At 63.9% G+C, this 25,671-nt stretch carries 23 protein-coding genes; 10 read left to right on the forward strand and 13 right to left on the reverse strand.

Annotation, left to right across the window (positions count from 1 at the left end; translation table 11 throughout):
- Positions 1-182 precede the first annotated feature (182 nt).
- The 4 genes from N5A92_RS22420 to rlmN all read left to right on the forward strand — a co-directional run bounded on the left by N5A92_RS22420 (position 183) and on the right by rlmN (position 4,924).
- A complete protein-coding gene (locus N5A92_RS22420) occupies positions 183-1,190 on the forward strand; it encodes a carbohydrate ABC transporter permease (RefSeq protein ID WP_260906614.1) in 1,008 nt (335 codons plus the stop codon).
- Positions 1,187-2,323: a carbohydrate ABC transporter permease gene (locus N5A92_RS22425; RefSeq protein ID WP_260906457.1), complete on the forward strand. Its 1,137-nt coding sequence runs from the start codon at positions 1,187-1,189 to the stop codon at positions 2,321-2,323. The genes N5A92_RS22420 and N5A92_RS22425 overlap by 4 nt, the downstream gene beginning before the upstream one ends.
- Before the next feature lie 167 nt (positions 2,324-2,490).
- Entirely contained in the window at positions 2,491-3,579 is a 1,089-nt protein-coding gene (locus N5A92_RS22430) for an ABC transporter ATP-binding protein (protein WP_260906458.1), read from the forward strand.
- A 118-nt stretch (positions 3,580-3,697) separates the two neighbouring features.
- On the forward strand, positions 3,698-4,924 hold the full coding sequence (rlmN, locus tag N5A92_RS22435) for a dual-specificity RNA methyltransferase RlmN (RefSeq protein WP_260906459.1): 1,227 nt from the start codon (positions 3,698-3,700) through the stop codon (positions 4,922-4,924).
- A 104-nt stretch (positions 4,925-5,028) separates the two neighbouring features.
- Here rlmN and N5A92_RS22440 read toward each other — a convergent pair whose 3' ends face one another.
- Positions 5,029-5,670, reverse strand: coding sequence for a LysE family translocator (locus N5A92_RS22440; RefSeq protein WP_260906460.1), 642 nt, complete (start codon positions 5,668-5,670; stop codon positions 5,029-5,031).
- Between the two features lie 197 nt (positions 5,671-5,867).
- On the opposite strand from N5A92_RS22440, the gene N5A92_RS22445 reads away from it, so the two are divergent.
- The 4 genes from N5A92_RS22445 to N5A92_RS22460 all read left to right on the forward strand — a co-directional run bounded on the left by N5A92_RS22445 (position 5,868) and on the right by N5A92_RS22460 (position 9,282).
- Positions 5,868-6,995 (forward strand): TRAP transporter substrate-binding protein, encoded by a 1,128-nt coding sequence (locus tag N5A92_RS22445; protein WP_260906461.1) that lies wholly within the window; start codon positions 5,868-5,870, stop codon positions 6,993-6,995.
- Positions 6,996-7,066: 71 nt separating this feature from the next.
- A complete protein-coding gene (locus tag N5A92_RS22450) occupies positions 7,067-7,687 on the forward strand; it encodes a TRAP transporter small permease subunit (RefSeq protein ID WP_260906462.1) in 621 nt (206 codons plus the stop codon).
- Positions 7,684-9,099: a TRAP transporter large permease gene (locus N5A92_RS22455; protein ID WP_260906463.1), complete on the forward strand. Its 1,416-nt coding sequence runs from the start codon at positions 7,684-7,686 to the stop codon at positions 9,097-9,099. The genes N5A92_RS22450 and N5A92_RS22455 overlap by 4 nt, the downstream gene beginning before the upstream one ends.
- 12 nt (positions 9,100-9,111) lie before the next feature.
- The gene (locus N5A92_RS22460; protein ID WP_260906464.1) at positions 9,112-9,282 is read left to right on the forward strand and encodes a hypothetical protein; all 171 of its coding nucleotides are present in this window, start codon (positions 9,112-9,114) and stop codon (positions 9,280-9,282) included.
- A 3-nt stretch (positions 9,283-9,285) separates the two neighbouring features.
- Here the strand turns inward: N5A92_RS22460 and nagA are convergent, their stop codons facing one another.
- Together nagA and N5A92_RS22470 are read right to left on the reverse strand one after the other, a co-directional pair.
- Positions 9,286-10,446 carry an N-acetylglucosamine-6-phosphate deacetylase gene (gene nagA, locus N5A92_RS22465; protein WP_260906615.1) on the reverse strand — a complete coding sequence of 387 codons (1,161 nt, stop codon included), beginning with the start codon at positions 10,444-10,446 and terminating at the stop codon, positions 9,286-9,288.
- Complete coding sequence (locus N5A92_RS22470) at positions 10,443-11,474, reverse strand: SIS domain-containing protein (RefSeq protein WP_260906466.1); 1,032 nt, start codon at positions 11,472-11,474, stop codon at positions 10,443-10,445. The genes nagA and N5A92_RS22470 overlap by 4 nt, the downstream gene beginning before the upstream one ends.
- Before the next feature lie 178 nt (positions 11,475-11,652).
- On the opposite strand from N5A92_RS22470, the gene recQ reads away from it, so the two are divergent.
- Positions 11,653-13,455, forward strand: coding sequence for a DNA helicase RecQ (recQ, locus tag N5A92_RS22475; RefSeq protein ID WP_260906468.1), 1,803 nt, complete (start codon positions 11,653-11,655; stop codon positions 13,453-13,455).
- Here recQ and N5A92_RS22480 read toward each other — a convergent pair.
- The 6 genes from N5A92_RS22480 to bhcA all read right to left on the reverse strand — a co-directional run bounded on the left by N5A92_RS22480 (position 13,452) and on the right by bhcA (position 20,303).
- Complete coding sequence (locus N5A92_RS22480; protein ID WP_260906470.1) at positions 13,452-14,501, reverse strand: polysaccharide deacetylase family protein; 1,050 nt, start codon at positions 14,499-14,501, stop codon at positions 13,452-13,454. The genes recQ and N5A92_RS22480 overlap by 4 nt on opposite strands.
- Before the next feature lie 282 nt (positions 14,502-14,783).
- Entirely contained in the window at positions 14,784-15,503 is a 720-nt protein-coding gene (locus N5A92_RS22485; RefSeq protein ID WP_260906472.1) for a hypothetical protein, read from the reverse strand.
- A gap of 466 nt (positions 15,504-15,969) precedes the next feature.
- Positions 15,970-16,935, reverse strand: coding sequence for an iminosuccinate reductase BhcD (gene bhcD / locus N5A92_RS22490; RefSeq protein ID WP_260906474.1), 966 nt, complete (start codon positions 16,933-16,935; stop codon positions 15,970-15,972).
- A 10-nt stretch (positions 16,936-16,945) separates the two neighbouring features.
- Entirely contained in the window at positions 16,946-18,100 is a 1,155-nt protein-coding gene (locus N5A92_RS22495) for a DSD1 family PLP-dependent enzyme (protein WP_260906475.1), read from the reverse strand.
- A 31-nt stretch (positions 18,101-18,131) separates the two neighbouring features.
- Entirely contained in the window at positions 18,132-19,085 is a 954-nt protein-coding gene (gene bhcB, locus N5A92_RS22500; protein ID WP_260906477.1) for a beta-hydroxyaspartate dehydratase BhcB, read from the reverse strand.
- A gap of 15 nt (positions 19,086-19,100) precedes the next feature.
- Positions 19,101-20,303 carry an L-aspartate--glyoxylate aminotransferase BhcA gene (gene bhcA / locus N5A92_RS22505; protein ID WP_260906479.1) on the reverse strand — a complete coding sequence of 401 codons (1,203 nt, stop codon included), beginning with the start codon at positions 20,301-20,303 and terminating at the stop codon, positions 19,101-19,103.
- A 229-nt stretch (positions 20,304-20,532) separates the two neighbouring features.
- Here bhcA and bhcR point away from each other — a divergent pair, with 229 nt between their 5' ends.
- On the forward strand, positions 20,533-21,357 hold the full coding sequence (bhcR, locus tag N5A92_RS22510) for an HTH-type transcriptional regulator BhcR (protein ID WP_260906481.1): 825 nt from the start codon (positions 20,533-20,535) through the stop codon (positions 21,355-21,357).
- A gap of 17 nt (positions 21,358-21,374) precedes the next feature.
- On the opposite strand, the gene N5A92_RS22515 is transcribed toward bhcR, so the two are convergent.
- From N5A92_RS22515 to N5A92_RS22530, 4 genes are all read right to left on the reverse strand, one after another.
- A complete protein-coding gene (locus tag N5A92_RS22515) occupies positions 21,375-22,667 on the reverse strand; it encodes an NCS2 family permease (protein WP_260906483.1) in 1,293 nt (430 codons plus the stop codon).
- Positions 22,668-23,009: 342 nt separating this feature from the next.
- A complete protein-coding gene (locus tag N5A92_RS22520) occupies positions 23,010-23,864 on the reverse strand; it encodes a sugar phosphate isomerase/epimerase family protein (RefSeq protein WP_260906485.1) in 855 nt (284 codons plus the stop codon).
- Positions 23,865-23,866: 2 nt separating this feature from the next.
- Positions 23,867-24,640, reverse strand: coding sequence for an ATP-binding cassette domain-containing protein (locus N5A92_RS22525; protein WP_260906486.1), 774 nt, complete (start codon positions 24,638-24,640; stop codon positions 23,867-23,869).
- A complete protein-coding gene (locus tag N5A92_RS22530) occupies positions 24,637-25,629 on the reverse strand; it encodes an ABC transporter permease (RefSeq protein WP_260906487.1) in 993 nt (330 codons plus the stop codon). Before N5A92_RS22530 ends, N5A92_RS22525 begins: the two co-directional genes overlap by 4 nt.
- Positions 25,630-25,671: the final 42 nt, after the last annotated feature.

Genomic DNA, 25,671 nt, shown 5'->3' on the forward strand with positions numbered 1-25,671 from the left:
AGGGAGACAAAGCGTCCGCTCCAGCCGGAGTGCTGAAAGTGGCAGTATCGACGACGACGGCGCCATCTGCAGCCGCATCGGATTTGGGATCGCTCCTGACGACGGCGCTCCTTACCCTCTTCATCATGGCGGTGGGCATCATTGTCAGCGTGGTTTTCGCCGTTGGCGCCTACGGTCTCGTCATGCTCATCCTGCCGGCATACAAATTGATCGGCGCCGTGGCCGTCATGATCCTCGGCGTGGCCGCCTGCTTCGGCTACTACTGGGGGTCAAACCGTCTTCTCGACACCATCTACCCCGCCTACGGCGCCAACATCGGCGCCAATATCACCAAGGCGAATGCCATCCGCCCCTGGCTCTTCCTCGGGCCGGCAGTTGTCATCCTGACCATCTATCTGGTCTATCCGGTTTTCAACTCCGTCTGGCTGAGCTTCCACGGCCCCGCCGGACGGAACTGGATCGGCGCGTCGAACTATCAATGGCTGGCTGGCGACGGCGGCTTTCGCGAGAGCATGCGCAACAACATTCTGTGGCTCTTCGTCGTGCCGGCGGCAGCCACTTTCTTCGGCCTGATTGCCGCCGCACTCACCGATCGTATTGCTTGGGGCAACGTCGCCAAGAGCCTGATCTTCATGCCAATGGCGATCTCCTTCGTCGGCGCCAGCGTGATCTGGAAGTTCATCTACGACTATCGTCCGGAGGGCTCCGACCAGATCGGCGTTCTGAACGCCGTCGTCACCTTTTTCGGGGGGGATCCGCAGGCCTGGATCACCGTTCCCTTCTGGAACAACTTCTTCCTCATGGTGGTGCTCATCTGGATTCAGACGGGCTTTGCCATGGTCATCCTGTCGGCAGCGCTGCGCGGCATACCGGAGGAGACTATCGAGGCGGCCATCATCGACGGCGCCTCTCCCTTCCAGATCTTCTATAAGATCAAGGTGCCGCAGATCTGGGGCACCATCGCCGTGGTGTGGACGACCATCACCATTCTGGTGCTGAAGATCTTCGACATCGTCCTGGCCATGACCAACGGCCAGTGGGGCACGCAGGTGCTGGCCAACTACATGTTCGACTGGATGTTCCGCGGGCTCGATTTCGGCCGCGCCTCCACCATCGCCCTGGTCATCATGGTGCTGGTGGTGCCGATCATGATCTGGAACATCCGCGAAGCACGAAAGGATGTGCGATGAGCACGGTAGTCGGCCAGCGCCCCGCGCTTACCTGGGCAGTCAACCTCGCCGTCCTCCTGCTTGTCGTGATCTGGACGGTGCCCACATTCGGCATCCTCGTTTCCTCCTTGCGCGACAAGGACCAGATTGCCGTCAGCGGCTGGTGGACGGCACTTTTTCCCTCCGAGCAGAACATTGTCGCCCGCACCGCCCCGCCGGCGGAGGCCGAGCGGGAGGGCGACAACTGGGTGCTGCGCGGCAACGTTTTCGAAAGCGGATCAGGCCGCATAAGCGCCTTCGGCGTCTCCATCCAGCAGCCATCGGAGTTTGAGCCGGGCGAGGTCGCGGAAATGCGCGGCGGCGGCACGGCCACCGTGGAGGAGAACGGCGACTACGTCGTCACCTACTCGGAACAGCCGGAAGACACGCGCGGCGAAAGGATTTTCGTCACCGCGCGCGAAGCTCCGAAATTTACCTTGGCGAACTACAGGACGGTGCTGCTCTCCGAAGGTATCGGTCAGAGCTTCATCAACACGCTCACCGTCACCATTCCGGCGACCGTGATCCCCATACTCATCGCGGCTTACGCGGCCTACGCGTTATCCTGGATGCAGTTCCCCGGGCGCGCGCTTCTTCTGGCGGTCATCGTCGGCCTTCTGGTGGTGCCGCTGCAGATGTCGCTCATCCCACTGCTCAGGCTTTATAATGACGTCGGCATCGGCAAGTCCTATATCGGCATTTGGCTGGCGCATACGGGCTTCGGCCTGCCGCTCGCCATCTATCTTCTGCGCAACTACATCTCCGGCCTGCCGCGCGAGATCATCGAAAGCGCGAAGGTGGACGGGGCTTCGGATTTCGAGATCTTCAGGAAGATCGTCCTGCCGCTGTCATTCCCGGCGCTCGCCTCCTTCGCCATCTTCCAGTTCCTGTGGGTGTGGAACGACCTGCTGGTGGCCACCGTCTTCCTCGGCAACAATGAAGAGCAACTGGTGATGACCGGGAGACTGCGCGAGCTTCTCGGCTCCCGCGGCGGCAATTGGGAAATCCTCACGGCCTCGGCCTTCGTCGCCATCATCGTGCCTATCGTCGTCTTCTTTACGTTGCAGCGCTATCTCGTGCGCGGGCTGCTTGCCGGCTCCGTCAAAGGAGGTTGAGGCGCCATGCAAGGGGCGAGCGGCGAAGAACCCGCATTCGGGACTCTTGGAAGCCCCCGGAGGCGCAAGGATGGATTTGGCAAAGACGGCAGCCACGAGATAAAAGTGCTGAACCGGCGGCTCTTCGGCTGCCGGTTGGCCAGGGCATATGACCGGGGAGGAGAGTGATGACCGGCGTTCTGATGAAGGACATCAAGAAGAGCTACGGAATGACGGAGGTCATCCACGGCATTGACCTGGAGATCAAGACGGGAGAGTTCGTCGTCTTCGTCGGGCCGTCCGGCTGCGGTAAGTCCACGCTTCTGCGCATGATCGCCGGCCTCGAGACCATCACCGGCGGCGACATGTATATCGGCGAGGAGCGGGTGAACGACATCCCGCCTTCCCAGCGCGGCATCGCCATGGTGTTCCAGTCCTACGCGCTCTACCCGCATATGAGCGTCTACGACAACATGGCCTTCGGCATGAAGATCGCCAAGGCGCCGAAGGCCGAGATCGAGAAGCGCGTGCAGGAGGCGGCCGAGATTCTCCAGCTCACGCCCTATCTCGACCGACTGCCCAAGGCGCTGTCGGGCGGCCAACGCCAGCGGGTCGCCATCGGCCGCGCCATCGTGCGCGATCCTAAAGTCTTCCTCTTCGACGAGCCTCTGTCGAACCTCGACGCGGCACTCCGCGTAGCTACCCGTATCGAGATCGCCAAGCTGAAGGAATCGATGCCCGACTCCACTATGATCTACGTCACCCACGATCAGGTGGAGGCCATGACGCTGGCCGATCGTATCGTCGTCTTGTCGGCCGGCCATATCGAGCAGGTGGGCGCACCGATTGAACTCTACGAGAAACCGGCCAACCTGTTCGTCGCCCAGTTCATCGGCTCGCCGGCCATGAACATCCAGCCAGCCAAGATCGACAAGGCCGGCGAGAAGACGACCATCAGGCTCGGCAAGACACGGGCCGACCTGCCCATCCCCTCACCGGCAAACATGGCCGGCCAGGAAGTGCGCCTGGGCGTGCGGCCGGAGGATCTCACCATCGCCTCCAACGGCGGCGGCCTGTTCGACGGGCGGGTGAACATCGTCGAGTCCCTCGGTGAGGTCACCAACGTCTATCTCGACGTGGAGAACGTGCCCGACCCGGTCATCGTGAAGCTGCCCGGCGTGCAGAGGTTCGGCCGCGGCGAGACGGTGTCGCTTGCAGCCGAGCCTGCCAAGCTCCATCTCTTCAACGAGGCCGGACGGTCGCTGCTTTATCTGTGAAGCCCCTCCCCCTTCGTCGTGGGGAGGGAAAGGGTGACGGCGCGGCGAAGCCGTGCTATGAGCGCGCCGAAGTGAACGGGCGGCCCAAGGCGCCGCCCGAAACGCATTTGAATGCACCATGACCCTGACAATCGATACATCGACCCCTGAAAGCCGCACGCGGCTGCGTCCCGAGATACAGGCGGAGAAGAAGCCGCTGATCGGCCTATCGCGCGAAGAGCTGGGCGAAGCCCTTGCCTCCGTCGGCGTGCCCGAGCGGCAGGTGCGCATGCGCGTGCGCCAGCTCTGGCACTGGCTCTACGTGCGCGGCGTTTCCGACTTCTCGCGCATGTTCAATATCTCAAAGGAGCTGCGCGGCGCCCTTGACGAGACCTTCACCATCGCCCGCCCAGAGATCGTCGAGGAACAGATTTCACAGGATGGCACGCGCAAGTGGCTCCTGCGTTTCCCGCCGCGCGGCGCCGGCCGCCCGGTCGAGGTGGAAACGGTGTATATCCCCGAGGAAGGCCGCGGCACCCTGTGCATCTCCTCCCAGGTCGGCTGCACGCTCACCTGCTCCTTCTGCCACACCGGCACGCAGAAGATGGTGCGCAACCTGACGCCGGGTGAGATCCTCGACCAGCTGCTGGTTGCCCGCGACCGGCTGGGCGACTTTCCCGATGCCGACACGCCCGATGGCGCGATCGTGCCGGCGGAAGGCCGCAAGGTGACGAATATCGTCATGATGGGCATGGGCGAGCCGCTCTACAATTTCGAGAACGTGAAGCAGGCGCTGCTCATCGCCTCCGACGGCGAGGGCCTGTCGCTGTCGAAGCGCCGCATCACGCTGTCGACGTCCGGCGTGGTGCCGGAGATCTACCGCACGGGCGAGGAGATCGGCGTCATGCTGGCGATCTCGCTCCACGCGGTGCGCGACGAACTGCGCGACGAGTTGGTGCCGATCAACAAGAAGTATCCGCTGAAGGAGCTTCTGGACGCCTGCCGGGCCTACCCCGGCCTGTCGAACGCGCGGCGCATCACCTTCGAATATGTGATGCTGAAGGGCGTGAACGACACGCTCGCCGACGCGCGCGAGCTGGTGCGGCTCCTGAAGGGCATCCCAGCCAAGATCAACCTGATCCCGTTCAATTCGTGGCCTGGCAGCGCCTATGAATGCTCGGACTGGGAGCAGATCGAGAAATTCGCCGAGATGGTCAACCGCGCCGGCTACGCCTCGCCCATCCGCACGCCGCGCGGCCGCGATATCCTGGCGGCCTGCGGCCAGCTCAAGTCGGCTTCGGAGCGCATGAAGAAGGCCGAGCGGTTGAAGCTGGAAGCGATGATGATCGCCGGGCACGGCGAGTAACACTTCCCTCCCCCTCGCGAGGCCACGCGACCATGGTGCGCAGGACAGCGCCGACATTGCGGCCGGCATTCACGACGTGTGATCCCCGCGCGCTGCGGGAAAGGTCACCGCGCTTGCGCCGTCAGGATCTTCACTGCAAAAGCTGAGAACACGCCGGCAAACAGGTAGTCCACTGCCCGCGTCACCTTCGGGCTCTTCCTGAGCAACTTGGAAAAACCGTCCGCCGCAAGCACCATGGGCGTGGTGATCGGCAGGGCGAGGGGGATGAACAGCAGGCCTAGGAAGAGCAGCTTCGAGGAGGCGTGCGGATCGCTGGAGGAAACGAATTGCGGCAGGAAGGTCATGAAGAACAAGATGATCTTAGGGTTGAGCAGGTTTATGCCGAGACCGGTCGCCCAGTTCTTGAACAATGACCGGCCGGCACCCGCCTTCGTTTCCGGCGAGAAGGCGGAGCCGCGGCGGATGGCCTGCCAGGCGAGCCAGACGAGATAACCGGCGCCGAATATCTTCAGTGCAAGAAAGGCTTGCGGCGAGGCGACGATCAGCGCCGACAGCCCCAGCGCCACCAGAAGCGTGTGCACCAGGATGCCGGTCATGGCGCCGAACATGCAGGCGAAGCCCGCTGCCCGCCCCTGCGACAGGGCGCGGCCGACGAAGAGCGTCATGTCCGGACCGGGCGTGATCGCGATCACGAAGGTGGCGGCGGCAAACTGCAGGATGATGGCAAGATCAGGCACGAAGACCATGACGGGTCCCTTGATTCCGGAGATGCGCGACAGGCTATCGCGCCTTCCGGCGCCGCGCCAGCCTTATACGACTTTAGTATTATAAAGGCCGAAGCCGCTTCCGCTCCGCCCTATTTTTCCTGCATGATTGGAAGGATGGCTTGATGAGCTATGCTCGACAACAACAATAATGAGCCACCAATAAAGGGAGGATTATGATGAGTGACAAGACGCTTTCACGCCGCAAGTTCCTCGGCACCGCAACCACTGCCGCGGGCGCGGCGGCTGCTGGCTCTCTGGCGGCTCCGGCCGTTCTCGCACAGTCTCCGATCACGCTCAAGATGCAGTCGTCCTGGCCGTCTTCCGACATTTTCCAGGACATGGCCGCGCAATATGTCGAGCGCGTCGACGTGATGTCCGGCGGCCGCCTGAAGATCGATCTTCTGCCGGCGGGTGCCGTGGTCGGCGCTTTCCAGGTTCAAGATGCTTGCCATGACGGCGTCATCGACGCCGCCCACACGGTGCCGGTCTACTGGTACGGCAAGAACAAGGCGGCATCGCTGTTCGGCACGGGTCCGGTGTTCGGTGCCGATGCCAACCAGATGATCGCCTGGATGTATCACGGCGGCGGCGACGAGTTCTACCGCGAGCTCGTCCAGGATGTTCTGGGCCTCAACGTTGTCGGCTTCTTCGCCTTCGGCATGCCGGCGCAGCCGCTCGGCTGGTTCAAGCAGCCGATCGAGAATGCCGACCAGATCCAGGGCCTGAAATACCGTACGGTGGGCCTGGCCGCCGACCTGTTCCAGGCCATGGGCGCCAGTGTGGCGCAGCTTCCCGGCGGCGAGATCGTGCCGGCGATGGAGCGTGGCGTCATCGACGCCTTCGAGTTCAACAACCCGACCTCGGACATGCGCTTCGGCTCGCAGGACGTGGCCAAGAACTACATGCTCTCCTCATACCATCAGGCGAGCGAATCCTTCGAGTTCATCTTCAATCGCGACCGCTTCGAAAGCCTCGATCCCGACTTGCAGGCGATCCTGAAATACGGCGTCGAGGCGGTGCACCTGGCGAACTTCGCGCTTGCCATGGACCAATATTCGAAGGACCTGGAAGCCCTGCAGACGGAACACGGCGTCAGCGTGCAGCGCACGCCGGAGGACGTGCTTCAGGTACAGCTCGAGGCCTGGGATCAGATCCTGCCGGACCTGATGGAAGATGAGTTCTTTGCCAAGGTCGTGGACAGCCAGAAACAATGGTGCGAGCGCGTGGTCTTCTACACGCTCATGAACTCGCCGGACTACAAGCTGGCCTACCAGCATTACTTCCCGGACAAGATAAACTTCTAACCGATGTTGAATAGTCACGGGGCGGTGTCGCCCGCCCCGTGACTATCGCCTTCCGCGGATAGAGCACTTCCATGCATCGATACATTCAGTTTGCCGACACGGTGTCCGCGTGGTTCGGCAAAGCCTTTGCCTGGTGCGTCGTGCTGATGACCTTCGCCGTCAGCTACGAGGTTGTCGTGCGCTATTGGTTTAGAGCGCCCACCGTTTGGGCCTTCGATCTCACCTACATCATGTACGGCACGCTATTTATGATGGCCGGCGCCTACACACTGTCGCGCAACGGCCATGTGCGGGGCGATTTCATCTACCGCCTGTGGCATCCCAAGACCCAGGCCAAGGTGGAACTCGTGCTCTACTTCCTCTTCTTCTTCCCCGGCATTCTGGCGCTGGTCTTTTCCGGCTGGCGATACGCCAGCCGCTCGTGGCGCTATCTCGAAGTCAGCACCATGAGCCCGGCCAACGTGCCGGTCTATCAGTTCAAGTCGATAATCATCGCCGCCGGCATTCTCCTCGTCATCCAGGGCATCGCCCAGGTCTTTCGCTGCATCATCACCATTCGCACAGGCGAGTGGCCGCGGCAGAAGGAGGACGTGGAGGAGCTTGAGACCATACTGCAGAAGGAACGAGCCGAGGCGCTCCGCCACGGCAGTGAAGCCGTGGATGTGATCGACCCGAGGGAGCCGCGGTCATGACCGACCCGCAAGTCGCCGTGGCCATGCTCGGCATCTTCATCTTCATCATCCTGCTCGGCTTTCCTATCGCCTTCACGCTCATGGCGATGGGCATCGCCTTCGGCTACTACGCCTATTACGACGCCGACCGCATGTGGATCGCCTATACCCGTGCCGTTCAGGAGGACGCGGACACGCTGACGCTGATCCAGCACTGGATCGGCGGCTTCTTCAACAACCGGGTTTTCGACCTCTTCGTCAACCAGACCTATTCGGTCATGGCCAACGACGTCTTGACCGCCGTGCCGCTGTTTCTCTTCATGGGCTATCTGGTTGAGCGCGCCAACATCGTCGACCGCCTGTTCCACACGCTGAGTGTGACAACCCGGCGCCTGCCGGGCTCGATGGCGGTTGCCGCACTTATCACCTGCGCCCTTTTCGCCACCGCCACCGGCATCGTCGGCGCCGTCGTCACGCTGATGGGCCTGCTCGCCTTCCCGGCCATGCTGAAGGCGCGCTACGACACGCGCTTCGCCGCCGGCGTCATCTGCGCCGGCGGCACGTTGGGCATCCTCATCCCGCCCTCCATCATGCTGATCGTCTATGCGGCGACGTCTGGCGTCTCCATCGTCCGGCTTTATGCCGGGGCGCTGCTGCCAGGCTTCCTGCTGGCGGGTATGTATCTGATCTATATCGTCGGCCGCGCTCTGTTGCAGCCGAAGCTCGCGCCGCAGCCCGAGAAGATGGAGGATATTGGCCTCCTGAAGGTCCTCTGGATGCTGCTTACCTCCTTCCTCCCGCTCGCCACACTCATCACGGTGGTTCTGGGCGCCATCCTGCTCGGCTTCGCTACGCCGTCGGAAGCCGCCGCCGTGGGCGCGCTGGGCGGGCTTTTGCTGGCAATCGCCTACCGCGCGCTCACCTGGCAGCGCCTGCAGGAATCGGTGTATCTGACGGTGCGTACCACGGCGATGGTCTGCTGGCTGTTCGTCGGCTCCTGGGTCTTCGCTTCGGTTTTCTCCTATCTCGGCGGCGAGCAGCTCGTGCGCGAATTCGTCGAGGGGCTGAGCCTGACGCCGCTGCAGTTCCTGCTTCTGGCACAGCTCATCATCTTCCTGCTTGGCTGGCCGCTGGAATGGTCGGAGATCATCATCATCTTCGTGCCGATCTTCCTGCCGCTCCTGCCGCTGTTCGATATCGACCCACTGTTCTTCGGTATTCTGATCGCGCTTAACCTGCAGACCTCGTTCCTGACGCCGCCCATGGCGATGTCGGCCTACTATCTGAAGGGGATTGCGCCGCGCAACGTGCAGCTCACCCAGATCTTCGCCGGATCGCTGCCCTACCTGGCAATGGTATTCCTCACCATGGTGGTGCTCTACAACGTGCCGGCGATCATCTACTACCTGCCGCAGCTGATATACGGGCGATAGGGAGGAAGGCCGATGTTGCTCGACCGGATCGTGGCCCTTGTCGCCCTGGCGACACTGGCAGGCTATCTCGGCATATTCGTCTTCTCAGTGCCGCGCGCGGCGCTCTTCGTGGTGACGGGGGTCGTGCTCTGCCTTGCCTTCTACGACTTCTGGAACCAGATCTTCCGCCAGGGGCGGAAGTAGACGCTATTGCAGCCGTCCGGCGATCCAGACCCGCTGCGCATTGAGGCCGTCATCCAGATGCACGAGATCGCCGCGCGCGCCAGGCATCAGCAACCCGTGCTCGCTTTCGATGCCAAGGAAGGTCGCCGGATAGACGCTCGCCATCTTAAGTGATTCCTCCACCGGCAAACCCAACACCTCGACGCCGAAACGCACGGCCGAAGCCATGTCAAGATCGGAGCCGGCGAGCGTTCCGTCCTCGAGGACAAGCTTCGAGCACACAGCCCCGGGCTCGCGCCGCACCGTGCGCCCGTTGAGCTGAAAGCTCTCCGCCTCGCTGCCCACCAGCGCCATTGCGTCGGTGACGTGGTAGAGGCGCCTCGGCCCTCGCTTGGCGCGAAGGGCCACGCCGAGTGCTACCGGGTCGACATGATGGCCGTCAGCGATGATGCCACACCACACATGGCCGGCGTCGAGCGCGGCGCCCACCAGCCCCGGCGTGCGATGGGAAAGCCCGCTCATGGCATTGAAGAGGTGGGTGACACCGCGCACGCCGGCATCAAACAGCCGTTGCGCCGCTTCGGCCGTGCAGTCGGTATGGCCGAGGCTCACGATAACGCCGCCCTTTGCCAGCCGCTCCACCTGCGCCGCCGTCACCTGCTCCGCCGCCACCGTCACATGCAGAACCGGCAGCGCTTCGGCCGCGCGGCAGAGGGCTTCGACATCGGCCTCCTCCATCGGCCGCATCAATTCGGCCATGTGCGCACCACGCCGCGCCGGCGCCAGATGCGGCCCTTCCAGATGCAGGCCGACGACGCCTTCCGCTGTGCGACAGGCTTCTATGGCACTGGCGATCGCCGCCTCTGTCACCGCGTGCGTGTCGGTGATCAGCGTCGGCAACAGGGCCGTGGTCCCATAGCGGCGATGGGCAGCGGCGATGGCGGTCATTGTCTCAGGCGAGGGATCGTCGTTGAGCATGCGCCCGCCGCCGCCGTTGACCTGCACATCGACGAAACCCGGTGCCAGGATGCCGCCGTCAACCCGCGTGATGTCGTCGAGGCCGGAGATTTCGGCCTCCGGCACGACCGCCTTCACGCGCCCTGCTTCGACGATAACGGCATGACCTTCCAAGAAGCGCTCGCCGTCGAACAGCCGCGCGCCGGCGAGGATGGCGTTGCCCATCAGATGGTCTCCGTCACCTTCTTGAGCTTGTCGGGCGAGTCCGGGTCGAGCCCGCGCTCCCGCGCCAGGCGCTCGACCAGGCGATAATAGGCAACGAGGGCCACCAGCGGATCGAGACGGCCGTGGCCGGTGGAGGGCACAGCGATGGTGCGTGGCCCAAGCGCCCGCGAGGAGAAGGCGACGACGGCGGCGCCTAGCCTGCTGAGCTTGTCCACGGCCTCGATACTGGAGGCAAGCGCTTCGTCCTCCGGCAGAAAGGCGAGGATGGGAAAGCCTTCGCCGACGAGTTGCATCGGGCCATGCATCAACTCAGCCAGCGAAAAGGCCTCGGCGTGCAGCTTCGCCGTTTCTTTGGCCTTGAGTGCGGCCTCGAGCGCGATGGCAAAGCCCGGCCCCCGCCCCGCCGTATAGAGGGACCCGGCCCCGGCAAGCAAAGGCAAGACGGGTGCATGGTCGGCCTCGCATGCCGCCTCCAGCGCCTCCGGCAGGCGCGCGAGGCCGGCGGCCAGGCCGGCGTCGCCGGTGGCGGCCTGTGTGACGGCGGCCAGTGCAGCGGCCGAGGCGATGAAGCTCTTGGTGGCGGCCACGCTCCGTTCCTCGCCCGCGTGGATGGGCAGGACAACGTCGGCGCCATGCGCCAGTGGACTGTCGGCGACATTGACCACCGCCACCGTCAGCGCCCCGCCGCGCTTGGCCTCGTCCTGCACGGCGATGATGTCCGGGCTTGCGCCGGACTGGGAAACGGTGATGTGCAATCCGCCGGTGAGATGCAGCGAAGCGCGGTAGACGGAGGCGACGGAAGGCCCGATGGAGGCGACCGGGATGCCGGCCGCGATCTCAAACAAATATTTGAAGAAGCTCACCGCGTGATCGGACGAGCCGCGCGCCGCCACGGTGACGACCGGAGGGCGGCGCTCGCCGATCAGCCGGCCGAGCTCCTTGAACGTGTTGTCTTCCCGCGAGAGGAGCCTGGCGACCGCCTGCGCCGCTTCCCCCGTCTCGCTGAACATCAGCGAGGGTTCCCCGTTCATCGGATTCGCCTCCTGCTGGCATGCCGGGATGTTGCCGCCGCGCCATCCCGAAATGGTGACAATCGGGTACATAGCGGCTTCGCAGTTGAGTTTCACGTCCTAAAGCCCCTCTCCGGGTGCAAAAAGAAGATGAGCCTGTTATGAGGACGGAATAGCCCTCTTATACATCCTTATCCGAATGACGCTCGAGCCCCTGCACCTTCTGAAGACTGTCTATGGCTACGACGCATTCCGCGGGCGGCAGGCGGAGGTGATCGCTCATGTGATCGCCGGCAACGACGCCTTCGTGCTGATGCCGACGGGCGGCGGCAAGTCGCTCTGCTATCAGATTCCCGCCCTGTGCCGACAGGGAATGGGGCTCGTCGTCTCGCCGCTGATCGCGCTGATGGCGGACCAGGTGGCGGCCCTCTGCCAAGCCGGCATGAGGGCGGCCGCGCTCAACTCCTCGCTCGCGTTCGATGAGCGGGCCGATATCTGGCGCGCCGTCGAGACAGGGGCGCTCGACCTGCTTTATGTGGCGCCGGAAACGCTCCTGAGACCTGAAATACTGGAGCGGCTGCGCCCGGTGCCGCTGTCGCTCATCGCCATCGACGAGGCCCACTGCCTCTCCCAATGGGGCCACGATTTCCGGCCCGAATATCGCAAGCTCGACTGTCTGGCTGAGCTCTTTCCCGGCACGCCGCGCATGGCGCTGACGGCCACCGCCGACGCACCCACCCGCGCCGAGATCGTCAGCCATCTGAGGATCGGCGAGGAGAACAGCTTCGTCGCCGGCTTCGACCGGCCCAACATCCGCTACGCCATCACTGAGAAGGACAGTCCGAGCAAACAGATGCTCGCCTTTCTGGAGAGCCGCAAGGGCGAGAGCGGCATTATCTATTGCCTTTCCAAGCGCAAGACCGAGGAAACCGCCGCCTTTCTCAACGAGCGCGGTTTTACGGCACTTGCCTATCACGCCGGCCTGGACAAGGCGGTGCGCGACGCCAACCAGACGCGCTTCCAGCGCGAAGAAGGCGTCGTCATGGTCGCCACCATCGCCTTCGGCATGGGCATCGACAAGCCCGACGTGCGTTTCGTCCTCCACCTCGACCTGCCGGGCAGCATCGAGGCCTATTACCAGGAGACCGGCCGGGCCGGCCGTGACGGCCTGCCGGCGGAAACGCTGATGCTCTATGGCTATGACGACATCGCCCTGCGCAACCGCTTCATCGAGGAATCGGACGCGCCGGAACAGCGCAAACGCATGGAGCGGCAGAAGCTGGACGCGCTTCTGGGCTTGACCGAGACCGGCCAATGCCGCCGCCAGGTGCTGCTCAACTATTTCGGCGACACGCACGAACCCTGCAACAACTGCGACAACTGCGCGGCCCCGCCCGAACTCTTCGATGGGACGATTGCGGCGCAGAAGGCGCTCTCCTGCATCTATCGAACGGGCGAGCGCTTCGGCCAGGCCTATATCGCCGCCGTTCTGCTCGGCGAGGAGGATGAGCGCATCACTCGCTTCGGCCACGACCGGATATCCACCTATGGAATCGGCAAGGAGCACGACGCGCGCACCTGGCGCTCCATCCTGCGCCAGCTCGTCGCCCACGGGCTGGTCTCCGTCGATCTCGCCGGGCACGGCGGCCTGTCGATCTCAGACCGCGGCCGCGATTTCCTGCGCGAAAAGCCGACCCTGATGCTACGCGTGCCGAGACGCGCGATCAGGACCAGCAAGAAAGCCGCCCGCCGCGAGGCCGCCAACAGCATGGAGCCCGCCGACCGCACGCTCTTCGAAGCGCTGCGCGAGAAGCGGCGCGAACTCGCCCGTGACCAGGGCCTGCCGCCCTATGTGATCTTCCACGACAGGACGCTCATCGAAATGGCTGCCGCCCGCCCGGCCAGCCGGCTGGAGCTCGCCGCCATTCCCGGTATCGGCGAGGCCAAGCTGGAGCGCTACGGCGATGCCTTTCTCGGTGTGATTGCGCGGCACGAGGATTAGCGCTGCATAAGCTTGAACGGCAGGCCGGAGATGAGCGCTTTGACGTGGCGCTTTGCCTGGAAACGGCCGTTCAGCGAGACGCGCGGCAGTGCCGTCGGCCGTTCGAGGCTGGCGGGGCCTAGAACGCCGGGCTGGGTCGTCACGGCGACGGGGAACCCCGCCTCCGCCACCGCCCGCACCTCGCGTTCGCCAAGTGACCAGGGCTGGCCATAGGGATAGGCAAAGGAGCGCGTAGGGCGGCCGACATATCGTTCGACGGCGCGCGCCGATCCCTCGATCTCCTTGCGCAGCCGCTCTGGGCTGACGCGCCGGAGGTTGACGTGTGTGAGCGTGTGGGCGCCGAAATGGGCAAGGGGATCCTCGCCGAGCGCGCGAAGATCGGCCCCGTCCATGACGAGTTCGTCAACGATGGCAGCGGGTTCGATGCCCGCGGCGCGGGCCGCGCGGTCGATCCGCTCCACCGCTTCGTCCTCGTCGGCAGTTGCCACGAAAGCCTCGAGCCGCGCGAAGGCGGCCCGCTTCTGCGCGGCGGTGGTGGTCGCAACGTCTTCGGAGCCGTTGCCGAAATCGAATGTCAGCGCCGCATGCTTCTCCACGAGCGCGGCCGCTGTCTCCCACCAGATGGTGCGCGTGCGCTCGATGAAGCCTGCGGTGAGGAAAATCGTGTAGGGAACGTCGAACTTGCGGAAGACGGGCGCGGCGTATGTGGCATTGTTGCGGTATCCGTCGTCGAGCGTGAAGGCAGCGAATTTCCGCTTGTCCGCCGGATCGGACAAGAGCGCCGGCAGGTCGTGGAGGTGGACCGGCACGAGACCGCACTCGCGTGCCGCGACGATGGCCTGCGCCAGGAAATCGGGGGTGACGGAGAGATGGGCGTTGGGAGCAAAACGCGGACCCGCAACGGGCCTTACGTGATGCAGCGTGAAGATGACGCCGCGCCCGCCTAGAGCGGGAAACAGGGCCTGTGCGCGGGAGTGGGCAACGGTTTCGAGACCGGTTCGAATGGCCGCGTATTTGAGGAATTCCCGGGCTGAATGGAGAAGCACGGGGCGGCGCGCCCTACCGATCCGGCGAAAAGCGGGATAATCCGCGTGACCGTTTCCAGACATAGCCCTTCCAGTCCGCCCTGGCCTAACACGCCGTTCGAATCCGGCATCACCGATAGACCAAAAACCTTTAGGGGCAGTTTCGGACATCCGGTTGTTTGTGGAGCCTCCTTTCTTGCTTCCTACACACGCCAAATCCCCCTGCCGCTACGGGGGATCTAGGAGAAAAACTAAGAATATGGGAAGAACGGCATCAGGAGGCAGCATGGCGTTGCACCCGCATCAGCCGGATCGGGCGGCCGCTGTTGCGGCCGCCCGTAGAGCGTTCTGCACTACCTTACGCCACCGGCAATACCGTGACGTCGTCCTCCACCCAAACCTTGGCGGACCCGATCGTGTAGATATCATAGGTGACATCCGGCCAGCGCTGAGCGCGTGCTCTTGCTTGGCCGTGTTATGGAAGCCATCAAGCTCGATCACGTCATCCCTGTCGCCTTCGATGCGCAGGGCTTCGGTGCCGATATTGCTGCTCAGCTTGTTCACATCGTCGAAGGTCAGCGTCAGCGTGTTTTTGCCAGAACCACGCAGGTCAAGTACCTCGATGTCGGTAATATTCTTGTCGCCGAGTTTCGACAGCTCCTTCTCACCCGTCACCAGAAGCCTGTCGACGCCATCCCCGCCGTCGATGCTCTCGAAGTTGAGATCGGGCACGAAGATCATATCGTCACCGCTGAGCGCCCGGATCTCGTCGGCCCCGCCCTTGCCGATGATACGGTCAGCGCCGTCGGCGCCATCGAGCCTTTCGCCCCCAGCCGTACCCTCTTGCGTCTTGAAGGCAAAATGCTTATCGATCAGGGCCGCGTAGTTTTCAAAGGTGTGACCGTCGGTGCCCCATTCGACCTTCGTTCCGACCGCGTCCTTCGGCAACTTGAACTCCATCACGTCGTCGTCGTGGAACTGGCCGTGCGCGAGGAGGGCGGTGCGCTCTTTCTCAACCGACACCGCTGGGCCGAGCGTCAGTCAGGCTGCCTGCCGAGGCGACGCTCGTATCCAGATCGATGCCGGACCAGCTCATTGGAGTCGGCTTGCCGAACAAGGCGAAGCTGGCAGTGCGGACAGAGCTGACAGCTTCGGGAAAACAGAATTTCCCCAGGCCCTGATGTGATGACGATGGCCACGTTCCGATGCTCGTCGATCTTGCGAAGCGTTCGTTCGTCGCCGCATCCATCGCAGCGCCAAACCTGTTTCGCCTTGTTTTCCCCCGCCATTGCTTTCCTACGTGTCGATCAGTCGCTTCCGGCATTTCGCCGCCTGCGAACTCGGGCACATAGGCTGCAAAGCGCCTCCGGGTTCATGGGCTCGCCCATGCGTGCACTCCGGAAGCGGATGTAGCCCCCTATCCCTGAATGTAGGGCAGAAACCTTGCGCCCGGCTTACGTCAGGCTGCTCAACGGAAAGCGCGCTTCGTCTACAGATGCAGCTCGATGGCAAGGCCCTTGTCACGGGCGCTGGATGCGGCGACGGAGGCAAGTGCCAGATCCTGCAGGCCGACACCGGTGCCATCGAACAGGGTGATCTCGTCCGGTGACGAGCGGCCGGGGTGTGCGCCGTTGACGACGGCGCCGAGAGGTGTGATCCGCGCTTCCTCGATCAGGCCGGCCTCCGCCGCGTGCTGGCATTCGCCAATGCTGACCGCCTGGGTGACTTCATCGGTGAACAGCGTTGCGGCGGCAACGAGTTCGGCGGCAACCTCTTGCTTACCCTTGGTGTCGGTCCCCATGCAGGCCAAATGCACGCCCGGCCGCACGTGATCACGCGTCAGGATCGGTGCGAAGCTCGAGGTGATGGTGATGACGACGTCGGCCTCCGCCCCCAGCCGCTCGAGCGTGACCGCCTCGAAGGGCAGGCCGAGCTCCGCCGCGGTTTCCTCCAGCCGCGAGAGCATTTCGGGATGCGGGTTCCAGCCGATCACCTTCTCGAACTCCCGCTGCGCCGCCGCCGCCCGCATCTGAAAGGTAGACTGAAAGCCGGCGCCTACCATGCCGAGCACCCTGGCGTCCGGGCGCGCAAGATAGCGGATGGAGACGGCCGAAGCCGCCGCGGTGCGCATGGCTGTCAGATAGTTGCCGCCGACCATCGCCTGCGGCCGTCCGGTATCGGGATCGAAGAGGAAGACGGTCGACTGGTGGTTGGTCAGACCCCGCTTCTCATTGCCCGGCCAATAGCCGCCCGATTTCAGCCCCAGCACACCATGTGCCCGGTCGAAGCCCGACTTGAAACCGTAGAGCGCGTCGGCATGGCCGATCGCCTCGCGGATAACCGGGAAGTTATATGCCTCGCCGCTGGCCATGGCGGCGAAGACGCCCTCCACGGCCGTAAAGGCATCCTCGCGCGTGATGAGATTGCGGCAGGTTTCTTCCGTCACGACCAGCATGGACGGCGCCTCAGTAGGCCATGCCGCGCGCGGTGACCGGCCATAGGCATTCCACCTTGCTGTCGCGGATACCGACATACCAGTCGTAGACGTTGCAGGTGGGGTCGCAATGTCCGGGCACGAGCTTCAGCTTGTTGTTGAGCTTCAGCACGTTGCCGGGATCGGCGATGACGCCATGCTCGTCGGAGCATTTGATGTATTCGACATCGTCGCGCCCGTAGATGACCGGTAGGCCGGAATCCACGCTCTGCGCCTTGAGGCCAGCGTCGCAGATCGCCTTGCCGGCCTTGGTCTTGGACATGATTGATGTCCAGATGAACAAGCTATTCTCAAACGCATGAATGAAATCGCCGTCCTCGTCCCGCACCCGCTGGTAGTCGGCATCCATGAAGATGTAGGAGCCGCATTGCAGCTCGTTATAGACACCGGACGTGCCCTCGAAATAGTAGGAGCCGGTGCCGGCGCCGCCGACGATCTTGCACTCCAGGCCTTCCATGTTCAGCATTGCGACGGTGGCAGCGACCTGGGAGATGGCCGCTTCGATCTTCGCCTTGCGCTCTCCATAGTCATGAACGTGCTGGGCCGCGCCCTGGTAGGCCTGCAGGCCGGAGAATTCCAGCCCCGGGGCCGCAGTGATCTTCCTTGCCAGATCGATCACCGGCTCGCCCCACTGCACGCCGCAGCGCCCTGCCCCGCAGTCGATCTCGACGAGGCACTCGATCGTCGTGCCGTGCCTTTGGACGGCCTTGGAGAGGTCGTCGACATTGCCAAGGTCGTCGACGCAAACGAGTGTGCGCGCCCGGCCCGCGAGCTGCGCGAGGCGATCGATCTTGACTGGGTCGACCACCTGGTTCGACACCAGCACATCCCGCACGCCACCGGCGACGATCGCCTCTGCTTCCGACACCTTCTGGCAGCACACGCCGACTGCCCCGCCGAGCTCCATCTGGATAAGCGCGATGTCGGCGGACTTGTGGGTCTTGGCATGCGCCCGATGGCGCACGCCCATCTCTTCGGCAAAGCGGCGCATGCGCTTCACATTGCGCTCGAAGGCGTCGAGGTCGATGATCAGCGCCGGCGTCTGCACCTCCTCCAGGCTCATGCCGACGGCGGCCGGAACATTCAGGCCGACGACGGGCGTGGCGGTCTTGTTGAGGGCGTTCATGGTGTTCCTCCTTGTCCTTCAGGCACCACTTTCAGGCCGCCATCCAGGGCAGCTTAACCAAGTCGACATTGCCGCCGGTGAGAATGACACCGACGCGCTTGCCGGCAAAATTGTGCTTGTTCTTCAGGATCGCCGCCAGAGGGACGGCGCTCGATGGTTCCACAACGATCTTCATGCGCTGCCAGATAAGCCGCATCGCCTCGACGATCTCGTCCTCGGTGGAGAGGAGGATGTCTTCCACGTGGCCGGAGACGAAGTGCCAGGTTAGCTCCTTGAGCGGCACCTTCAGCCCGTCCGCCACCGTCTGCGGTGCGTCATCGGCAATGATGTGCCCTGCCTTGAGGGAACGATGGGCATCGTTGGCGTTCTTCGGCTCGGCCGCATAGATCTTCGTTTGCGGGGCAATGGCCGACAGGGTCAGGCAGCAGCCCGATATCATCCCGCCACCGCCGATGGGGACAATGACGGCATCGAGCGGCCCCAGTTCCTCGACGATTTCCTTCGCGCAAGTGGCCTGGCCGGCAATCACGCGGGGGTCGTTATACGGGTGCACGAATTCAGCGCCGGTCTCAGCCACCACTTCGGCGAACACGGCCTCGCGCGAGGATGTGCTTGGCTCGCATTCGATGATCCTGCCGCCATAACCTTGCACGGCTGCCTTCTTGGGCTCCGGTGCCGTTTTCGGCATGACCACGGTGACCGGAATTCCACGCTTGCCGGCGGCGTAGCTGAGCGACAGCGCGTGGTTTCCCGATGAATGGGTGGCAACGCCCACCGCGGCCTTCTCCTCATCCAGGCCAAAGACCGCGTTGGAGGCGCCGCGCGCCTTGAAGGCGCCGGCCTTCTGGAAGTTCTCGCACTTGAAGAACAGGCTGGCTCCGGTGAGGCTGTCGAGGAAGCTGCTGGTGAGGATCGGCGTGCGGTGGACATGCGGCGCGATGCGCGCATGCGCGGATATGACATCGTCGTAGGTGGGAATTTCCATCCGCTTCGGCTCCCTTCAAGCTGCGGCGGAGACGGCCGAGGCGTCGTCCTCAGTCTGGCCGGCCCGATAGAACTCCTGCGCGGCGCGTACGCCGGAGCCGAGTGCGATCGGCAGGCCCAGATCGGCCATGACCATTTCGGCGGTTGCTATACCGGAGAGCGCCATGACATCCGTCATGCTGCCCAGATGGCCGATGCGAAATACCTTGCCCGCCACCTCGCCGAGGCCGACGCCGAAGGCGACCCCGTATTTTTCGGCGGCGTGGGTGACGATCCTGGTGGCGTCGAAGCCCGCAGGCACGGTGACGGCGCTCACCGTGTCGGAGTAAAGGGAGGGCTCCCTTGCGCACAGGGAGAGGCCCCACGTGTCGACCGCTTTGCGGACGCCTTCGGCGATCCTGTGGTGGCGGCTGAAGACGCGGGGCAGCCCCTCCTCCTCCAGCATTGCAATCGACTGGCTCAGACCGCGAATGAGATTGACGGGCGGTGTGTAGGGAAAGCCGCCGGCGGAAGCGCTTTCCAACATATCACGGAAATCGAAGAAGCAGCGAGGGCATCGTGCCGAGGCCATTGCCTCCATTGCCTTCGGGCTGGCGCCGAGGATGGCGAGGCCCGCCGGCAGCATGAAGCCCTTTTGCGAGCCGGTGATGGCGATATCAATGCCCCACTCGTCCATGCGGAAATCCATGGATGCGATGGAGCTGACACCGTCGACATAGAGAAGGGCGGGATGCTTCGCGGTATCGATGGCGCGTCGGACGGCGGCTATGTCGCTCACGACGCCGGTGGCTGTCTCGTTGTGGCAGACGAGCACCGCCTTGATCCGGTGCTCTTTATCAGCCTTCAGCGCACGGTTGAATTCCGCGGCTGGCGCACCGGCGCCCCACGGCGTCTCGATAACCTGGACATCGAGGCCGTGCCGCTTGCACAGGTCGATCCAGCGGTGCGAGAACATGCCGTAGCGCGCCGCGAGAACCTTGTCGCCTGGAGAGAGCGTGTTTGTGATCGCCGCCTCCCAGGCGCCTGTGCCGGTGGCGGGGAAGAGAATGATCTCCGCGTCCTTCGACTGAAGGATGCGCCGTACACCCTCAAGCGCCGGCTTGTACATCTCGGCGAAAGCGGGCGAGCGGTGGTCTATCGAGGGATAGTCCACAGCGCGGCGGAGCCTCTCGGGGATGTTTGTGGGCCCCGGAACGAAGATCGGATTTTGGGTGGACATCGGCTTTATCTCCGAAACCTGGCCGCGAGCGGCGGTGTTTTCAGCAGACAGATTAAGGCTGGCACTGACGCGAAGGCAATTTTTTTGAAAAATATTTTCACTTTTTCAATATCTCGATTAATGGATTGTTTTGTTTGCCTCTTATCTTTTTTCATCCTGCGAAAATCATTTCTGAAATCTTGACGCCGCGGCGCGGGCGCGTACTCTGCGCGGCAACTGGGAGAAAACCATGCCGCCCCATATCAGCCGCGCCCGTGGAAGGCCGCGCTCGTTCAACGACACGTCGAAAAATACGCTCATCCAATCGCTGGAGCGCGCCATGGACGTGCTCAAGGTGGTGGCGAAGGGCCGTGGGATGTCGCTGACGGAGATCGCCGAGGCGGCCGACCAGTCGGCGTCGACGGCATACAGAATCCTGATCACGCTGGAGAAACATGGCATCGTCCAGTTCGATGAACCGGCGCAGCTCTGGCAGGTGGGACTGGAGGCCTTCCGCATCGGCAGCAGCTTCCTCGGCCGCACGCACGTTGTCGAGCAAAGCCGGCCGGTGATGCAGCGGATCATGACGGCAACGGGGGAGACCGCCAATCTGGCCATCGTCGACCAAGGCGAGGTGATTTTCGTCAGCCAGGTCGAAACGCATGAGCCGATCCGCGCCTTCTTCCGGCCCGGCACGCGCGGCCCGATCCATGCCTCAGGCATCGGCAAGGCGCTGCTCGCCTTCTTTCCCGAGGCGCAGATTGAAGCCGTTCTCAAGAAGCGGGCGCTCACCGCCTTCACGGAAAAGACGATCACCTCGAAAGAGGCGCTCCTTGCGGAACTGGAGCGCATCCGCGCCCGTGGCTGGTCGATCGACGACGAAGAGCGCACACCCGGCATGCGCTGCATCGCTGCGCCGATCTTCAACCAGTTCGGCGAGGCGACGGCCGGCGTCTCGCTGTCCGGCCCATCGGTGCGTGTCACGCCTGAGCGCGACGCCGAATACGGTACCCTCGTGCGCAAGGCGGCGGACGAGATCACCCGGGCCATCGGTGGGAGCGGACCGAAGCCCTAGCATATCCGGCCTCCACTCTATTCGGAGAGGAAAGTGAACCGCAGGACGAACAGCGCAGCGACGCTCCAGGTTGCCGGGTGCACGGCGCGCGGGCGCCCAGCGAGGGTGTTGATCACTGCATAGCTGACAAAGCCGAAGGCCAGACCGTTGGCAATCGAATAAGTGAACGGCATCATCATCGCCGTCAGCGCGGCCGGCACCGCCTCGGCCGTCTCTTCCCACTCGATCTCGACCAGTTCACGCATCATCAGGGCGGCGACGTAAAGAAGCGCCGGCGCCGTCGCATAGGCGGGCACCGAGCCGGCAAGCGGCGAAAACATCAGGGCGGCAAGGAACAGAACCGCGATAACCAGCGCCGTGAGCCCAGTACGGCCACCCGCCTGGACACCTGAAGCGCTTTCGGCATAGGCCGTCGTGCTGCTCGTTCCAAGGAGCGAACCGGCGACGATTGCCGTGCTGTCGGCCATCAGGGCGCGGCCCAGGCGGTTGGGCCGGTCGGGCTTCATGAGCCCGGCGCGCTTGGCCACGCCGATCAGCGTGCCCGTGGCGTCGAAAACCTCGACCAGGACGAACACGAGAATGACATGCAGGAGCCCGGCGGAGAGCGCACCCCAGATGTCGAGTTGCATGAAGGTGGGCAGGATGCTTGGCGGAGCCGACACCACGCCCTGGAACTCGTTGAGGCCCAGCAGCATCGACAGGACGGTGACCGCCAGAATGCCGATGAGGATGGCGCCGCGAACGTTGAGAGCGTCCAGCCCGGCGATGATGAAGAAGCCGAGAATGGCAAGCATCGGGCCGGTCTGGGAGAGATCGCCGAGGGTGACGAAGGTGGCCTCGGAGGCGACGACAATGCCGGAACTCTTGAGCGCGATGATGGCCAGGAACAGCCCGATGCCGGCGACAATGGCACAGCGCATGGAGTGTGGAATACCCGAGATAAGCCACCGTCGCACGCCCGTCACCGTCAGGATCAGGAAGATGATGCCGGAAACGAAAACCGCCCCCAGCGCCTGCTGCCAGGTGAACCCCATGGCGCCGACCACGGTGAAGGCGAAGAAGGCGTTGAGTCCCATCCCCGGCGCCATGCCGATCGGCCATTTTGCAAACAGCGCCATGACGAGGGTGCCGAGCGCCGCGGCGAGGCAGGTCGCCACGAAGACGGCGCCGCGATCCATCCCCGTCGTGGAAAGGATCGCCGGATTGACGAAGATGATGTAGGCCATCGTCAGGAACGTGGTGACGCCGGCGATCACCTCGGTGCGTACCGACGTGCCGTGGGCCCGCAGATCAAAGAGCTTTTCGAACATTTCTCCTCCCACCTGCGTTCGGCGAACCGGCTGCAGCGTTTGCGTTGGTGAATAGGCCTGCCTGTCAACCGCAGAGCGGAACGCCGCTCCTTAGGCGCCTCACCTTTCCAACGGCGTCGGTATCCTCATCTCCCGAAGCCGTATGAGCGACACCACGGACGGCCTCCGGGCATCGACGCGCCGGACAGACCATCCAAGGTTGCCAGCAGCAGGAGGCTAAAGCCGTCCGCGCAAACGACAAGAACGTGGAGGTGGAAGGAGTTTCAAAAAAAGATGGTGAGAGGCGGAGAGGAAGCCTTTGTGGCTGCACGGAGATGCCCCGCCCCTTCGCTTTCGCGAAGATCAGCCGAGCGTCAGCCCCGCCTGCCGTGCCACATCCCGTAGAAACGGCAGCCCAACGTCGATAACATCCTGCGGGTTTTCCGACACCGGCCGCCATACGGCGAGGCCGCCGGCGATGTCGGCGTCGACGTGGTTCATACTTTCAAGCGCGATCGGTCCCTTATAGCCGATCGCAGCCATGGCCTCGAAGGCGGCCGGCCAGTTGACCATCCCGCGGCCGGGGACGCCGCGATTGGCCTCCGAGACGTGGACATATCCCAGATAGGGGGCGGCGGCGCGGAAGCCTGCTTCGAAACTCTCCTCCTCGATGTGCATGTGGTAGGTGTCGAGATGGATGAACATGTTCTCCGCGCCCACGCGCTCGATGATCCTTGCCGCGTCGACGCCCCTGTTGATCAGATGCGTTTCGTAGCGGTTGCACGGCTCGATGCCGAGCCGCAGGCCGTGGCCGGCAGCCTGTGCTGCCGCCCTTTCGAGGAAGCGGCAGATGCCATCGATCTCGGCCTGCGTGGGAGCGCGGCCCGTCGTCTTGCCGATCGTGCCGTAGGTAACGCCGCAAAGCGCGCCGCCGCCCACGGCCTGCGTGGCACGGAACGCGGCTTCCAGGAAATTCAGCGCCTCGTCTGGCCGCTCCACCACGTCCAGGCTTGCCGGCAGGCCCAGGGAGCAGATGAGCTCGACATCGTGCCGTGTCGCGAAGGCGGTCGTGGCCTCCACGTCGAGTTCCTCCGGTCTGAGCAAGGGGATCTCGAACAGGCTGACGCCGTGCGCCTTGAGTATCTCCATCTGCGGCTCGATGCGCGCGACCTCCCACATGGGCGAAATCGCGAAGGTATGCAGTCCGAACGTGTTCATTACTATCCTCTTGCTTCGTGGGAGGCGGCCGCGGCCATATCTCCGCCGCCGACGATGCGGCTCACGACCTCGCTCATGTTGGTATTGCCGGTGACGAGATCGGCCTCGGCCCGCCCATGACGCAGCACCACGATCCGGTCCGTCACCGAAAGAACGTCGTTGAGCCGGTGCGATATCAGGATGACCGCGATGCCTTCCGATTTCAGCCGGCGGATCAGGTCGAGCACACTCTGTACTTCGCGCACGGCGAGCGCGGCCGTCGGCTCGTCCATGATGACGAGCTTAGGATTGAAGGTGAGCGCCCGGGCGATGGCAACCGTCTGCTGCTGCCCTCCCGAGAAGGAGCCGACGGAGCGGTTGATCGACGGCAGATGTGCGTTGAGCCGCTCGATCATCTGCGCCGCCTGGCGGTCCATCGCCGCCTTGTCGACGAATGGGAAGAGACCGAAGAGCTTCCTCGTCGGCTCGCGGCCGAGGAAGATGTTGCTGGAAACGTCCTGCTGCCTGGCGAGCGACAGGTCCTGATAGATCATCTCGATGCCCAGGCGCCGGCGCTCGCCGGGATCGAGATCGAGGATGCCCCGGCCGTCGAAGGTGATCGAGCCGGCATCCGCCTGGTAGATGCCGGTAATCGTCTTCATCAGCGTGGATTTGCCGGCGCCGTTGTCGCCGACCAGGCCGACGACCTCGCCGGCCTCCACAGAAAGATCGACCCCGTGCAGCACGTCGATCGCGCCGAAGCTCTTGCGGATACCCTCAAGCTTGAGAAGCGTCATACCCGGCTCTCCTTCCTGACCTGGTACTGGTCGATGAAGACGGCGAGGATCAGCACCGCGCCGATGGCCATCTGCTGGTAGTAGGACTGCACGGCGAGCAAGTTGAGGCCATTCTGCAAGACGCCCATGATGAGGGCGCCGATCATGGTGCCGAGGATGGAGCCGCGCCCGCCGAAGAGGTTCGTGCCGCCGATGATGGCCGCCGTGATGGCAGTCAGCTCATAGTTGAGACCGGCGGTGGGATCGCCCGAATTGATGCGCGCGGAAAAAAGCAGGCCGGCGAGGCCGGCCAACGCGCCGGAGAGCGTGTAGAGGATGCGCCGCTGCCGCTCGACGCGGATGCCGGCTGCCCGCGCCGCGGATTCGGAATCGCCCAGCGCCAGCGTGTGCCGGCCGAAGCGCGTATAGGCCAGGACGCAGTGGGCGATGAAAGCCGTGGCGATGAAAATGATGACCGGCATGGGGATGCCGAAGGGCCGGCCCTGGCCCAGATAGAGCATGAATTCCGGCAAGCCGTAGATGACGCGGCCGCCCGAGATGACGAGCGCCAGCCCACGCGCCAACCCCAGCATGCCGAGCGTGACGATGAAGGCAGGCACGAAGGCGCGCGTGACGAGCTGGCCGTTGATATAGCCGGCAATGCCGCCCGCCAAGATGCAGGCGAAAACGCCCAGCACCGATGGCGCACCTAGATTGACGGCAACGAAGGCGCCGACCACGCCCGAAAGCCCCATCACCGAGCCGAGCGACAGGTCGAGCCCGCCCGAGCCGATGACGAAGGTCGCAGCGATGGCCAGGATGCCGATCGTCGAAGTGGCGAGCAGGATGTTGAGGAGATTGCTGAAGGACAGGAAGTACGGCGACAGGACCGCCATAAGGGCGCTGAGCGCCACCAGCACCAGGAGCGATTCGAGCCTGATGTGCAGGCGTTCGACCGAGGCACGCTGGGCCCGCGTCCACACGCCCGGTGTTGCAAGATCAGAAGACATTGTGCCTCGACCGGAAAAGGGGCTGGCGCTTTTTGCGCCAGC

The sequence above is a fragment of the Chelativorans salis genome (genome assembly GCF_025336525.1).
Taxonomy (GTDB): domain Bacteria; phylum Pseudomonadota; class Alphaproteobacteria; order Rhizobiales; family Rhizobiaceae; genus Chelativorans; species Chelativorans salis.